Consider the following 13,533-nt stretch of genomic DNA (forward strand, 5'->3'; position numbering starts at 1 on the left):
AACCCGTTTTGTGTGGGGTTGGTCTGGGTTTTCCTCGGGGTGCTCTCCGTGGGGGGGGGGGGGGGGGGCCGCCCGCCCCCCCCCACCACCAGGACGCCCGCTCCCACGACGAGGATCGCGGGCACCAGCCACACCGACAGCCCGCTGCCGGAGTCGGACGGCTGCGCTGCCCGGGCGGCGGTGCCGGGCGAGCCGGTCTCGGGCACGGCGCCCTGACCGCCGCCGGTTTCGGATGCCGCGGCCGGGCCGGCGCCGGCTTGGGGCGCCGCGGGGCCCATCGCCGCCGGGCTCCCGCCGGTCTGTGTTGCCGGAGCCGGGCTCCCGCCGGCCTGTGTTCCCGGGGCCAGGCTGCCGCCGGCCTGTGTTCCCGGGGCCAGGCTGCCGCCGGCCTGTGGCATCGGGGTCTGTGTGCCGCCCCCGGGCTCGTGCGAGTCGAGCAGGCCGGGGTCGGGCTCGTTGTCCGGCGCCTGCCAGCCCTTGGGCGCCCCCGAGGTCCTGCCCTTGTAGGTGAACCGCAGCTCTCCCCGCACGGGCTCCCCATCGGAGGCGATCGACAGGTAGCGCACGACGTACTCGCCCCGTTCCGGCCAGTAGGCGATCGGGATCTCCGCCGGGAACCCGGTGTTGTACACGACGGGTTCCCACGTCCCGTTGACGAGGTTGTACTCCTGGACCGGCTTGTCGAGGCGTTCGGGCCGGCCGTGCGCCCAGGGCCGGTCGACGCGGGCGCCGCTGGGGGCGGTGACCGCGAAGTACGCGTTCGGGGCGGGCGCCTCGGTGAAGTAGAGCGCGAGAGACTTCATCGGCTCGCGCACCGTACTGTCCTTGACCGGTGTCGACATCGCGAGCTGGCCGTGTGCGGAGGCAGGCGCCGCCAAAGCGGTCATCGTCAGCACACCGACGACGATGAGCAGAAGCAACCGGCCCAACGAGCGCGCCATCGTCACTTCTGTTCTCCACGAGATATGGCCCCTGGATGGGGAGATGCGGTTCGGACCGGTGAGACCGATTGCGACGAGGTTAACGACTTTTGCCTCGAATGAACAGAACTCGATGCGGCTGCAACAGAAGTCCCAGGGGCACTACGGCGGTGCTCAGGGGAAGGGCCGATCATCACGGATAGCCTTAGGGGTCCCCCCTCCTCGGAAGGGCAAGCCGTGAGATACGCGCACATCATCCGCTTGTTCGCAGTCGCCGCTGCCGTGACCACCGTGATCGCCGGAGTGACGGGTCCCGCGGCCGCGCACACGGGGCTGAAGTCGTCGACGCCCAAGGACGGCGCGACGGTGAAGAAGGCGCCCTCCCACATCGAACTGGTCTTCACCGAGAAGATCGACCGCCAGTTCGTCACCGTCGTGGTGACAGGCCCGGGCGGGCGGAAGGTCGCGAAGGGCAAGCCGAGCACCATAGGGCCCGTCGTCACCCAGCCACTGACCGCCGGTCTGCCCAACGGCCGTTATGCGATCGCCTTCCGCGTGGTGTCCTCCGACGGTCATCCCGTCAGCGGGGAACTTCACTTCACCCTGAAAGCTCCCGCGCCTTCGCCCACGCCGACGTTCGCGAGCCCGGCTATCAGCCCGTCACCGGCCATGGCGGCGACCCCCGCCGGGGCTGCGCCGTCGTCCCCGGCGGCCGGTACGTCGGCGGCCGCGTCCTCGTCGTCAGGCGGCGGGTGGACCTTCGCACTGGTCGCCGCCGTCCTGGTGGTGGCGGTAGCCGCGGGGACCGTGGTCGTGGGCCGGCGGCGGCGAGGCACAGCGGAGTCGTGATGCGGCCGGGGTCTCGATGCGGGCCTTGTGCAAGGACACGCAACCGCGCCTCGCGCGCTGCCCGGTCTCGTGAATGCTACGACAACAACGTGGATAGTGGCGCTTCTGCAATCAAACATGGGTATTCAGGGTCGCATATGCGAAGGGTAAGGTTGGAGTGTGACGACGTTCCGGATCAGCGAGGCGGCCGCGTTGCTCGGGGTCAGCTCCGACACCGTCCGCCGGTGGGTGGACGCGGGCCGGCTGGCCGCCGTACGGGACGAGCACGGCCACCGGCAGATCGGCGGGGCCGACCTGGCCGCTTTCGCCCGATCGCAGGTCGAGACGACCGGCGACGGCCGGCGGTCCTCGGCGCGTAACCGCTTACGCGGGATCGTCACCGAGGTCATCAGGGACGCGGTGATGGCCCAGGTGGAGATCGCCGCCGGTCCGTTCCGGGTGGTGTCGCTCATGAGCCGGCAGGCCGCCGACGAGCTGGGCCTGGAGGCGGGCGTGGTGGCGGTCGCCGTGATCAAGTCCACCAACGTCGTCGTCGAGATTCCCGGCCACGAGCGCGTGGCCGCCACCCCCTGAGGAGCTCCCTTGGTGTTCGGGCGCCTACTCCGATGGGCGGTCGCCGTGCCCGTCGCGCTGGTGATCGCCGGGCTGTCCGGCTGCGGCTCGGGCGAACCGGCAACGTCTTCGGCGCCTACAGCGGCGGCCGCCGGGGCGAAGGAGTTGACCGTCTTCGCGGCCGCGTCGCTGACCGGGACGTTCACGGAGCTCGGCAAGACCTTCGAGACCGCGCACCCGGGCACGACGGTGAAGTTCAACTTCGGTTCCAGCGCGACACTCGCGCAGCAGATCGTGCAGGGCGCTCCGGCCGACGTGTTCGCGGCGGCCAGCCCGGCCACGATGAAGACCGTCACCGACGCGTCGCCGGCGAGCGTCCCCACCACCTTCGTGCGCAACAAACTGGAGATCGCCGTGCCGAAGGACAACCCGGCCAAGGTCGGCGAGCTGAAGGACCTGACCGATCCCAAGGTGAAGGTGGCGTTGTGCGCGGAGCAGGTGCCGTGCGGGGCGGCGGCCGTCAAGGCGCTGGACGCGGCCGGGCTCAAGGTCACTCCGGTCACGCTGGAGCAGGACGTCAAGGCCACGCTGACCAAGGTCGAGCTGGGCGAGGTGGACGCCGCCCTGGTCTACAGGACCGACGTCATCGCCGCGGCGGGCAGGGTGCGGGGCATCGACTTTCCCGAGGCGGACAAAGCGATCAACGACTATCCGATCGTGGCGTTGCCGAAGGCTCCCGCCGGTGATCTGGCCGAGCGGTTCGTCGATCTCGTGCTGTCGCAGCAGGGCAAGGACGTGCTGACCAAGGCCGGCTTCGAGTCGCCCTGATCCCATGACCGTCCGTCCAGACGCACCCGGCAGCGGCGTAGCCGGACGCCGTGAGGTGTCCGCTCGGTTGCCGTGGATGCTGGTGCTCCCGGCCGTGGCGGGGCTGGCCTTCCTGGTGCTGCCGCTGGCCGGGCTGCTGATCCGGGCGCCCTGGCCGACGCTGCTCCAGCGGCTGGCCGAGCCGCAGGTGCTGGAGGCGCTGCGGCTGTCGCTGGTGTGCGCCACCGTCGCCACGGTCGTCTGCGTGCTGTTCGGGGTGCCGCTGGCCTGGCTGCTGGCCCGGGTGGAGTTCCCGGGCCGGCGGGTGGTGCGGGCTCTGGTGACCGTGCCGCTGGTGCTGCCGCCGGTGGTGGGCGGTGTGGCGCTGCTGCTGGTGCTGGGGCGGCGCGGGCTGATCGGTCAGTGGCTGGAGTCCGCCTTCGGGATCACGCTGCCCTTCACCACCATCGGCGTGATCGTCGCCGAGGCGTTCGTGGCCATGCCGTTCCTGGTGATCAGCGTCGAAGGGGCGCTGCGCGCCGCGGACCGGCGGTTCGAGGAGGCGGCGGCCACGCTGGGCGCCTCCCGCTGGACCGTCTTCCGCCGGGTCACCCTGCCGCTCATCATGCCCGGCGTCGTGGCCGGGGCGGTGCTGTGCTGGGCACGGGCGCTCGGCGAGTTCGGCGCCACCATCACCTTCGCCGGCAACTTCCCCGGCACCACCCGTACGATGCCGCTGGCCGTCTATCTGGCGCTGGAGACCGAGCCGGACGCGGCCATCGTGCTCAGCCTGGTCCTGCTGGCCGTGTCCGTGGTCATCCTGGCCGGCCTGCGCGATCGGTGGGTGAACAGCCCATGACCTCAGGCGGCCTGCGGGCGACCCTGGTCGTCCACCGACCCGCTTTCACCCTGGACGTCACGCTCGACGTCGCACCGGGTGAGGTCGTCGCGCTGCTCGGGCCGAACGGCGCGGGCAAGACCACCGCCCTGCGCGCCCTGGCCGGGCTCACCCCGATGTCCGGCGGCCACATCACCCTGGACGGCCGGCCGCTGCACCACCTGGCCGCCGAGCAGCGCCCGGTCGGCATGGTCTTCCAGGACTACCTGCTGTTCCCGCACCTGTCCGCGCTCGACAACGTCGCCTTCGGGCCGCGCTGCCAGGGCGTCCCCAAGGCCGAGGCACGCCGCGCCGCCGCGACCCTGCTGGCGCGCGTCGGCCTGGCCGACCGGGCGGCGGCCAAACCCCGCCAGCTGTCCGGCGGACAGGCGCAACGCGTCGCCCTCGCCCGGGCCCTGGCCGTACGGCCCCGGCTGATGCTGCTGGACGAGCCGCTGGCGGCCCTGGACGCGCACACCCGGCTGGAGATCCGCTCCCAGCTGCGCCGCCACCTGGCCGACTTCGACGGCGCCACCGTGCTGGTCACCCACGATCCGCTCGACGCCATGGTGCTGGCCGACCGGCTGATCGTCATCGAGTCCGGCGGCGTCGTCCAGCAGGGCGCTCCCGCAGAGGTCGCCCGCCGCCCGCGCACCGACTACGTCGCCCGCCTCGTGGGGCTCAACCTGCACCGGGGGCGGGGCGACGGGGCCCGGGTCAAGGTCGGCGAACTCCTGCTGCACACCTGCGAACAGCTCGGCGGACCCGCGTTCGTGGCCTTCTCGCCCGCCGCCGTGGCCCTCTACCGCACCCGCCCCGACGGCAGCCCCCGCAACCTGTGGCAGGCCACGATCGAGGGTATCGAGCGGCACGGCGACAACGTCCGCGTCCACCTCGACGGCCCGATCACCGCCTTCGCCGACATCACTCCCGCCGCCCTGGCCGACCTCGACCTGAGCCCGGGTCAGCGGATCTGGGCCTCGGTCAAGGCCACCGAGACCCACGCCTACCCGGCATGACCAGGCCTTCGGGCGGAGGACCGCCACGACCACACGTCATCTGCCTCAGGGGCCGTGGCAGGGCCTGCTCACCCGCGCCGACCAGGACATCGGCGTCCTGACCGTCCCCGCCCCGCGACGCTCGCCCGAGGAACCCGCGCTGACCGCTCACTCGCGCCGATGGTCACGCCGTCGGGCCCGGCTCCGCGGCGCCCGGCCGCGCCGGGGCGGCGGTTTGCGGCATCCCGGGTGACTGGGCGCGTCTGTCGAGGTCCTGGACCCACTTGACCGCGACCGCGGCGACCTGGATCAGCTCGCTGCGCAGGCGGTCGGCGTCGTTCTCGGCGAAGGCTTCGAGGACCTCTTCGTGCAGGATGTGGCGCCAGGTCAGCCGGCCTCCGGCCGCGGCGTCGGTCACGGCCTGTTTGGCCAGGTCGGCCTCAGGCTCGTACGCGGGCCCGGTGCCGTCGGGGTGGTGCTGCAGGCCCCACGTCGCGTCCTGGGCGGCTCGTTCCGCCGCCACCTCGTCCAGCACGCGGTGCAGCGACCCGACCAGGCCGTAGTCGCCGGGCTGCGTCATCGTGTCGGTGTCCTTCCGTCCTCAAGATCGATGATGCTTCGTTGCCGACGCGGAGGGGAGCACGCTGCCGGGCGCGCCGGTCATCTCGGGGCTCCAATATGCCGGCGCGGCAGGTGGTAGCTCAGCGGAATCTCGTCATGGTTCCGGCCGCAGCAGGAGCAGGGGAAACCGGAACCAGACGACACGGGCGTCAGCGTAGCGAAGGCGCGGGATCGGGAGTCTCCTCTCTGCCATTCGCGACGTGCTCGCGGGTTTCGGCGAGCGCGCTTCGGTCCGCCGGAACACGAATATCTCCATTCAGGGACATGACGTCAGCCCTGAGCCGGTAGTAGGTGAACCGGCCGTACGGCTCGGCCCCTTCACCCCGGTGCCCAGTACCACTCCAGGTGCTTGCGCAAATTGGTGTGCGAATTGAATGAAAAGGACGATCGGCGAGAAATGTGACGGCGAGTGGAGAGCCTCGCACGGCCTTCGAGTCTCCGCGACTACCGCTATCAGTCCTCAGCGTTATTAGGTGCATTCGCTTTCTCTCTACAAAGGTTCGGCATATGCTGGTGCATCCTCAGTCACGTGTCTTCGGGTTCAAGTCAGGGTGAGGGCGCCCCGTGGCCAGGAGCCGCCGCACAAAGCGTGATCAGACGCTGCGCACCGCCACGGAACCTGGTGTTCCCGCAACCGGTCGACGCCGTGACCGGCCGATCGGATCCGGGGAGAACAGCCGCGAAGCCCGGCAGCGGACGCACACCCGTGAGGCGTCGGAGACGCCTTCGGACATCGCAGGGGACACCGCGGACTCGTCGCGGCCGGGCGCGGAGGGGCAGCCGGCCCAGCGGGGAGCCTGGAGGGCGGTGCTGGCATGGGTGGCCGGGATCGTCGGAGCCGTGATCGTGGCCGCGGCGGGCGTGATGTTCACCGCCTGGTTCAACGAGCACGGATCGGACGCGATCGACCGGATCGGCGGCGCTCCCGCTGTGAAGGTTCCCCACGTGGAAGTCCACTACAGCAGCCAGGACCTCGCCCTGCGGGAGACGGTTACCGATCCCAGGGATCGGGCCGTCCTGCTGGGAAGCACCGACCTGCGGCATGGCGCGTTGCTGGAACGCCACCATGCCGCCCTGGTCGGACAGATGGATGTCACCGTGGTCCTGGAGGGCAACCGCAGCAGTCTCCGCGTCGCCGACATCAAGCCGCGTGTCCTCACCCGGCGACCGGTGTCGGACGGCGCCTATCTGATCGCCGTCACCGCCGGCGAGACCGACACCATCGAGATCGCGGCCGATCTCGACAGGCCCGATCCCTACTTCACCACCGGTGACAAGCGGCGCACGTCGTACTTCCTGACAAAGCAGATCGACCTGAAGCAGGACGAGCGGGTCACGCTGAGCCTCTCGATCACCGGCCGGAAGGCCTATTACGAGTTCGATCTCGTCGCCACCGTGGTGACGGAGGGTCGTGCCGAGCAGATGGTGATAAGAGCGCCGGGCGGGGCCCCGTTCCGGCTGACCGGCCCCGCCGCCGACTACCGCTCCTTTTACATCGCCTCCCCGAACGGCGGTTGGATGCAAGCCTCGCGTGACGTGGTCTGCGCCGAGTTTCCCAAGGCGAAGCGGTGCTGACCCTGCGGACTCTGCGCGCTTTTGCGGGCCTGTCGGCGATGGCCCTGCTGGCGCACCTGGTAGTGGTGGCCGACACGCCGCACCTCCAGGTCCCCGTCGGCTGGCGCGCCGCTTGGTCGGTGGCCGTCGACCTGGACCCTGATGACGCCGTGGGGCACGCGTACCCCCGGGTGTCCGATCGCGCCCTGGCGGTGGCGACCCGGCGGGGCGCGATCGCGGTCCACGACCCGCGGACCGGCGATCTGCGGTACACGATCGCCCCGGATCCCACGCTCCCTCGGATCGCCGGCATGTGGATCGCCACCGGGACGCTCGTCGTGTCGCGAGAGGTGCCCGACCGGGACGACCGCGTCCTGTCCGGCCACGACCTGGACACCGGCGCCGTCCTGTGGCGGCGTAAGGTCGCCATATCCGCGTACGACCCGTCGAGGACGGAGCGCATCGGTGCCTATACCGGGCCGAATGTTCTGGTCAACCGGCGGGACATCGTGGTCTTCCAGCGGTCGTCCGAGCCTATCGAGATACAGGTCCTCGATCCCAGGACCGGGACGACCAGGGCGCGAATGACCTATCCGCGGCGCTGTGATCTGGAAGCCACAGTCGCCGAGCGGTCGGTGCTCCTCCTCGGCTACTGCCGCAGCGGCGGACTTCGCCTCACCTCAATGGACCCCGCCACCCTGCGGCCTCGCTGGACGCGCGAGCTGCCGTCCCCGGTGGACGAGTCACGGCTCACGGACCTACCGCATCGCGTGACGGTCGACGCGGAGGGGTTCGTCCACGTCAAGGTCGAGGGCACCGCGTCCATCTACACGCCGGACGGCCGGCTCCTCACCACCGCCGACGAGGCCTTTCTGGTTCCGAACACCCCCGACTCCCGTCAGCAGGCGAGGGGAATCGACCCGGTCACCGGCCGCGTCCGCTGGACCCGGCCCGCGTATTTCCAGTCGTCCACCGTCGTGGCCAAGGGACGGTCGGTATACCTGTCCGACGGGTGGCCGATCCCCGTATTCCTGATCTCTCTGGACGCAGGCACCGGCGACCTCCGTGCATTCCCCCTCGACATCTCCCACGGGTCCCGGCCCGTCCTTCTGGGAACGGCCGATGACATGGCCCTCGTCTACGCACCGGTCAGTGATCACGATGGCGGAGGCCGGGTCACCGCCTACCGCATGGCGTACGGCGCTTCCGCCGGGCCTGCTTCGCTCGGCGGCGTCGAACCGGGAGCCTGGCCGGATGCCTGCGCTCTTCTGACCGACGGCGACCTGAAAGTCATCGCGGACGGCTACTTCGCCAGTCCGCATGCCCGCGCTCTGGGGGATGTGGCGCTCCCGAAGCCCGCGGCATGCGACTGGATTCCGTCCGTTGACGAGGGCGTCACGGTGTCGGCTTCCATCATCTGGGTGGCCTCCTCGAACCGCGACGCGCAGAAGCTGTTCGCCGAAGAGGTGGCCCTCGCGAAGCAGCGGGACACATTCGATCCCACCAGTGAGAGCTCTCAGATCTTCCAGTACACCGAAAGCTCGCCGGCGGGCGGTCTCGGCGCGGCGCTCGTCAACGTGGGTCCGGTCATCGTCAAGCTCACGGCCGCCTCGCGACTTGCGGTGCGACTCCTCGCTCCGCTGTTGCGGGACAACCTGCTGGCCCGCTACCCGCAGCCGGCCGGCGCCCCGGCGGCGGCCCCCGCATCGAGAGTCCGCTGGAGTTATCCGACAGACGACGGCATCCACTCCGGCGTGGTGGTGTCCGCCGGTGTCGTCCACGTCGCCAGTGGCGACCGGGTGTACGCGCTGGACGCCGCCACGGGAAAGGCCCTCTGGAGCCACCCCGCCGCTCAGGACACCATGCTGGTGTCCGGCGGCGTCGTGTACGTCGCCAGCTTCGACGGCCGGCAGTACGCGCTGGACGCCGACACGGGGAAGGAGCGCTGGAGCCACCGGATCGACGAGTCCGCCCTCTCCGCCCCGGTGGTGTCCGACGGCATGGTGTACACCGGCAGCAGGGACAACCCCGCCGAGGTCAGGGACTATTCGGTGTACGGGCTGGACGCCGGCACCGGGAAGGTGCGCTGGAGTCGCCGGATCGACGCGCCCGTCTTCTCTCACCCGGTGGTGTCGGGCGGTCTGCTGTACGTCGGCTGTGAGGACGGCCGGGTGTACGCGCTGGACGCCGCCTCCGGCGAGGTGCGGTGGAGTCACCGGACGGGCAACTGGGTCGCGTCTCTGGTGGTGTCGGGGGGCACGTTGTATGCCGGCAGCTTCGACAACTCGGTGTACGCGCTGGATCTCGTCTCGGGGAAGGTGCGGTGGAGTTACCGCACCAACGGTGCGGTCGAGGCCCCTCCGGTGGTGTCCGGTGGTGTCGTGTACGTCGGCAGCAGGGACAACTCGCTGTACGCGTTGGACGCCGCCTCCGGCACGGTGCGGTGGAGTCAGTGGATCGGTGGCTGGGTCAGCTCGCCGGTGGTGTCCGATGGTGTGGTGTACGTCGGCAGCTTGGACAACTCGGTGCAAGCGCTGGACGCCGTCACGGGGAAGGAGCGGTGGAGTCACTGGACTGACGGCTGGGTCAGCTCTCCGGTGGTTTCCGGCGGCGTGGTGTACGTCGCCAGCAGGGACAACTCCGTGTACGCGTTGGACGCCGCCTCCGGCACGGTGCGGTGGAGTTACCGCACCGGCGGTGCGGTCGGCACCCCTCCGGTGGTCTCCGGCGGCGTGGTGTACGTCGGCGGCTGGGACGGCAACGTGTACGCGTTGGACACGCGATGACGTTGATACGACTGCTCCACCGCGATCGGCATGGCTGACCGAAGCGCTTCGATGTCCCTGACTCGTTGAATCGCGACCAGGCGCCCGCGGGCGGCAGAACGTCGAGTGCGGAAGGTCAGTCCCGCGTGGTGATGCCCTGCAGTACCAGTTCGAGGAAGCGGACGCTGCCATCCCGGGCCGGGGTCGCCTGCTCGCGCACCCAGGCGGCGCCGCTGAGGAGGTCGAACAGCTCGTCGGGGGTCAGGTCGGGCCGCACCCTGCCGGCCGCCTGCGCGGCGCGCAGCAGGTCGGCGCCGCTGCGGTGCATGGCGCTGCACATGATGTGGGAGGGCGTGCCCTCGTCGTACATGCTCTGCGCGAGGATGCCCACCAGGCCGCGGAAGGTGCTGAAGTGGACCACCGCCGCACGCATCCAGGCGATCAGCGCGTCGAGCGGGTCCGGCCCGGCGGCCAGCCGTTCGGCGTGGGCGACGAGGTTCTCCAGGCCGTCCCGGGTCGCGGCCTCCACGAGCGAGGCCCGCGTGGGGAAGTGCCGGTACAGCGTGCCGATCGCCACCCCCGCCTGGCTCGCGATCTCCTCCAGGGAGGCGTCGGCACCAGCGGTCTCGAACGCCTTCCTGGCCGCGGCCAGGATCGCGTCGTAGTTGCGCCGGCCGTCGGCCCGCTTGGGGCGCTGGGCGATGTAGGGCTTGCCGTCCACCGGTACCTCCCGCTTGACATCCTGAGGGCACCTCAGGTTGAATCCTCGTACTTAACCTGAGACGACCTCAGTATAAATGCGCCCACTAACCTGAGGTTGCCTCACTCTGACCGTCAGCGGATCGTGGAGGTTCCATGACCACCGAACGTGTCTCCGGTGACGCCTCGGCCGGCGTGCCGCGGGCCGGCCGCGCCTGGGTCCTCGTGCTCGCGGCGATCGTCGGGGCGGAGTTCATGCTCCAGCTCGACGGCACGATCGTGAACGTCGCGCTCCCGGCCCTCCAATCCGACCTCCATCTGTCGGTGGCCGGGGGATCGTGGGTGCCGAACGGTTTCTTCCTCGCCTTCGGCGGCCTCCTGCTGTTCGCCGGCCGCCTCGGCGACGTGCTCGGGCACCGCAGGGTCTTCCTCTCCGGGGTCGGGCTGGTTGTGCTGGCCTCCCTGATCGCCGGGCTCGCGCCGAACCTGGAAGTGCTGCTCGCCGGTCGCGTCCTGCAGGGCGCCGGCGCGGCGATCGCCGGTCCCACCGGGCTGGCGCTGCTGGCGATCGTCTTCGAGGGGGAGCGGCAGCAGCGGGCCTTCGGCCTCTACTCCACGGTCACCGGGCTCGGAGCCTCCGCCGGCATGGTGCTCGGCGGCGTGCTCACGTGGGCGGGGGACTGGCGCTGGAGCCTGCTCGTGAACGTGCCCATCGGCCTGATCGTCATCGTGGTCGCCGCCCGGGCCCTCGGCCCGCGGGACGAAGCGGCCCGGTCCCGACCGCTCGGCCTGCGCGGTGTTTCCGGCCTGCGCGGTGTTTCCGGTATGCGCAGTGCGCTGCTCAGCACCGCCGCCCTCGCCGCCGCCGTTTACGGCCTCGTCCACGCGGCGGAGAAGGGCTGGGGCGACCGCTGGACGCTGACCGCCCTCGGCGCGGCGGTCGTGCTGGCCGTGGTGTTCCTGCTGGTGGACCGGCGGGCCGCCGAGCCGCTGCTGCCCCTGGCCGTCTTCGCCGGCCGCGAGCGGGCCGGCGCCTTCCTCGCCCTGCTGCTGCTCGCCGCCGTGCTCACGAGCTTCCTGGTCTACCTGGTCCAGTACCTCCAGGGTGTGCTGCACCTCAACGCGCTGCAGAGCGGCCTGGCCATCCTGCCCTTCGGCCTGGCGCTGCTCGCCGGCACCCAGATCCTCATCAAGTACATCGCCGGGATCGGTCTCAAGACGCGTGCCGTGGCCGGCCTGCTCGTGGTGCTGGCCGGGGTGGCCTGGCTGACCCGCCTCGACGGCGGCAGCACCTACGCCGACGGCGTGCTCCCCGCCCTCGTCGTCATGGGGCTCGGCGTGGGCGTGGCGATCATCCCGTTCAACATGATCGTCCTGACCACCGCTCCGCAGGAGTACGCCGGGGTCACCGCGGGCGTGCTGCAGACGGCGCTCACGATCGGCGGCTCGTTCGGCCTGGCCGTGATGCTGATCCCGCTCACGCAGGGCTCGGGTGGTATCGGCCAGACCATCTCGTCGATGTTCCTCTGGGCCTGCGGCGCCCTGGTGATCGCCCTGCTCGTCACGCTGGTTCTCTGGCGCGGCGAATAGCCCGCCCGGCGGCTGACGGGCGTCCCGGGGCGGTGTGGTTGGCTGGATGTGCTGGTGAGGAGGGGAGGCCGCATGCGTATCGCCAACGTTTACCGTCCAATGGTGTTCGGCTGCCCGGTGAGCGCGAAGCTGCCCGAGGTGGCGCGCCGGATGACGGAGAAGAACATCGGCGCGCTCGCCGTGCTCGAGGAGGACCGGGTCACGGGAGTGATCACGGAACGGGACCTCGTGACGGCGCTCGCCACATCCGCCGACCTCGCCGCGCTGAACGCGGGGATGTGCGCGTCGTCGGACATCAAGACCGCGACCCTGGACGAGGACACGCGCGAGGTGGCCCGCCGCATGCTCGACTACGGCATTCGTCACATCCCGGTGGACCAGGACGGGCGCCTGATCGGCATGGTGTCGATGCGCGACCTGCTCGCGTTGGAGACACTCGCGCCTTAGCCGACGGCGCCTCCTCGCGCGTGAACGGGGCCTGCGTCAGGCAGGGCGGAGGAGGGCGACCAGGAAGCTCGAGTCGTCCCTGAACGGACGCAGGTCCCAGGTGGACAGCAGCAGGTCGGGTTCGAGCGCCGCGGCGGCCGCGTCCGCGAAGAACTCGCCGAACTCGTAGTCGCGCCCGGCGCCGAAGCCGATCGCGGCCCGGCCGTCCGGCGCGAGGTGCGCACGGAACCGTCGCAGCACCTCACGACGGGTGCTCGGCGCGAGGAATGTCATCACGTTCCCGGCGCAGACGACGGCGTCGAACGGCGTGCCGATGCCCCGCGCGGGAAGGTCGAGTTCGGCCAGGTCGCCGACCAGCCAGCGCGGCCCGGGGTGGTCCTGCTCGGCCGCCTCGATCAGAGCCGGGTCGACATCGACGCCGACGACGTCGTGGCCGGCCTCGGCCAACGCGCCACCGACCCGGCCGGACCCGCATCCGGCGTCGAGGATGCGGGCGCGACGCGGCACCAGGGCGTCCACGAGGCGGGCTTCCCCGGCGAGATCGTCACCGGCGCGAGCCATGGAACGGAAGCGCTCGATGAACCAGGTGGAGTGATCAGGGTCGGCGGCGACCTTCTGCATCCAGATGCTCTGTTCAGCCATGCCTGCATTCTCGCGGGTCGGACGTGCGGGTCACGCAGGCCTGCGGCGGGCCACCCCGTCAGTCCAGCACGTGGTGACCGTGCGGCCGTTCGACCCGGGGCGACCACCGCGACCGCCGGCGCGGTGGCAGGAGGCGAACCGGCCTCCCTCGGACGGCCGGCGATCCGGCTGCCGGCGTGACTGTGGCGGGGGGGGGGGGGGGGGGCGGCGGG

General features: G+C 71.0%; 13 protein-coding genes. 9 read left to right on the forward strand and 4 right to left on the reverse strand.

What is annotated here, in order from left to right:
- A partial coding sequence (locus tag AB0J39_RS32450; protein ID WP_363471756.1) for a copper resistance protein CopC occupies positions 1–941 on the reverse strand: 941 nt, incomplete at its 3' end.
- Positions 942–1,157: 216 nt separating this feature from the next.
- Here AB0J39_RS32450 and AB0J39_RS32455 point away from each other — a divergent pair.
- From AB0J39_RS32455 to AB0J39_RS32475, 5 genes are all read left to right on the forward strand, one after another.
- The gene (locus AB0J39_RS32455; protein ID WP_363471758.1) at positions 1,158–1,769 is read left to right on the forward strand and encodes a copper resistance CopC family protein; all 612 of its coding nucleotides are present in this window, start codon (positions 1,158–1,160) and stop codon (positions 1,767–1,769) included.
- Positions 1,770–1,928: 159 nt separating this feature from the next.
- Positions 1,929–2,342: a helix-turn-helix transcriptional regulator gene (locus AB0J39_RS32460; protein ID WP_363471760.1), complete on the forward strand. Its 414-nt coding sequence runs from the start codon at positions 1,929–1,931 to the stop codon at positions 2,340–2,342.
- 9 nt (positions 2,343–2,351) lie between these two features.
- Positions 2,352–3,149, forward strand: coding sequence for a molybdate ABC transporter substrate-binding protein (modA, locus tag AB0J39_RS32465; protein WP_363471762.1), 798 nt, complete (start codon positions 2,352–2,354; stop codon positions 3,147–3,149).
- Positions 3,150–3,153: 4 nt separating this feature from the next.
- Positions 3,154–3,987 carry an ABC transporter permease gene (locus AB0J39_RS32470; protein WP_363471764.1) on the forward strand — a complete coding sequence of 278 codons (834 nt, stop codon included), beginning with the start codon at positions 3,154–3,156 and terminating at the stop codon, positions 3,985–3,987.
- Positions 3,984–5,024, forward strand: coding sequence for an ABC transporter ATP-binding protein (locus tag AB0J39_RS32475; RefSeq protein WP_363471766.1), 1,041 nt, complete (start codon positions 3,984–3,986; stop codon positions 5,022–5,024). The genes AB0J39_RS32470 and AB0J39_RS32475 overlap by 4 nt, the downstream gene beginning before the upstream one ends.
- Before the next feature lie 163 nt (positions 5,025–5,187).
- On the opposite strand, the gene AB0J39_RS32480 is transcribed toward AB0J39_RS32475, so the two are convergent.
- Positions 5,188–5,583: a hypothetical protein gene (locus AB0J39_RS32480; protein ID WP_363471768.1), complete on the reverse strand. Its 396-nt coding sequence runs from the start codon at positions 5,581–5,583 to the stop codon at positions 5,188–5,190.
- Between the two features lie 860 nt (positions 5,584–6,443).
- Here AB0J39_RS32480 and AB0J39_RS32485 point away from each other — a divergent pair.
- Together AB0J39_RS32485 and AB0J39_RS32490 are read left to right on the forward strand one after the other, a co-directional pair.
- Complete coding sequence (locus tag AB0J39_RS32485) at positions 6,444–7,199, forward strand: hypothetical protein (RefSeq protein ID WP_363471769.1); 756 nt, start codon at positions 6,444–6,446, stop codon at positions 7,197–7,199.
- Positions 7,193–9,964, forward strand: a complete 2,772-nt coding sequence (locus AB0J39_RS32490) for a PQQ-binding-like beta-propeller repeat protein (protein ID WP_363471771.1) — start codon at positions 7,193–7,195, stop codon at positions 9,962–9,964. Before AB0J39_RS32485 ends, AB0J39_RS32490 begins: the two co-directional genes overlap by 7 nt.
- Before the next feature lie 115 nt (positions 9,965–10,079).
- On the opposite strand, the gene AB0J39_RS32495 is transcribed toward AB0J39_RS32490, so the two are convergent.
- On the reverse strand, positions 10,080–10,664 hold the full coding sequence (locus AB0J39_RS32495; RefSeq protein WP_363471773.1) for a helix-turn-helix domain-containing protein: 585 nt from the start codon (positions 10,662–10,664) through the stop codon (positions 10,080–10,082).
- A gap of 134 nt (positions 10,665–10,798) precedes the next feature.
- Between AB0J39_RS32495 and AB0J39_RS32500 the strand changes: the two genes are divergently transcribed.
- Both AB0J39_RS32500 and AB0J39_RS32505 read left to right on the forward strand, forming a co-directional pair.
- Positions 10,799–12,232, forward strand: coding sequence for an MFS transporter (locus AB0J39_RS32500; protein ID WP_363471775.1), 1,434 nt, complete (start codon positions 10,799–10,801; stop codon positions 12,230–12,232).
- A 72-nt stretch (positions 12,233–12,304) separates the two neighbouring features.
- Complete coding sequence (locus AB0J39_RS32505; RefSeq protein ID WP_363471777.1) at positions 12,305–12,679, forward strand: CBS domain-containing protein; 375 nt, start codon at positions 12,305–12,307, stop codon at positions 12,677–12,679.
- Between the two features lie 36 nt (positions 12,680–12,715).
- Here the strand turns inward: AB0J39_RS32505 and AB0J39_RS32510 are convergent, their stop codons facing one another.
- Entirely contained in the window at positions 12,716–13,321 is a 606-nt protein-coding gene (locus tag AB0J39_RS32510; protein WP_363471779.1) for a class I SAM-dependent methyltransferase, read from the reverse strand.
- Between the last annotated feature and the right edge of the window lie 212 nt (positions 13,322–13,533).

Origin of the sequence: Microbispora sp. NPDC049633, assembly GCF_040675265.1 — a bacterium.
Taxonomy (GTDB): domain Bacteria; phylum Actinomycetota; class Actinomycetes; order Streptosporangiales; family Streptosporangiaceae; genus Microbispora; species Microbispora maris.

Coding starts and splice junctions, on each gene's coding strand:
- AB0J39_RS32470 (WP_363471764.1), top strand. CDS start 3,154: ATGACCGTCCGTCCAGACGCACCCGGCAGCGGCGTAGCCGGACGCCGT.
- AB0J39_RS32475 (WP_363471766.1), top strand. CDS start 3,984: ATGACCTCAGGCGGCCTGCGGGCGACCCTGGTCGTCCACCGACCCGCT.
- AB0J39_RS32480 (WP_363471768.1), bottom strand. CDS start 5,583: ATGACGCAGCCCGGCGACTACGGCCTGGTCGGGTCGCTGCACCGCGTG.
- AB0J39_RS32500 (WP_363471775.1), top strand. CDS start 10,799: ATGACCACCGAACGTGTCTCCGGTGACGCCTCGGCCGGCGTGCCGCGG.
- AB0J39_RS32505 (WP_363471777.1), top strand. CDS start 12,305: ATGCGTATCGCCAACGTTTACCGTCCAATGGTGTTCGGCTGCCCGGTG.
- AB0J39_RS32510 (WP_363471779.1), bottom strand. CDS start 13,321: ATGGCTGAACAGAGCATCTGGATGCAGAAGGTCGCCGCCGACCCTGAT.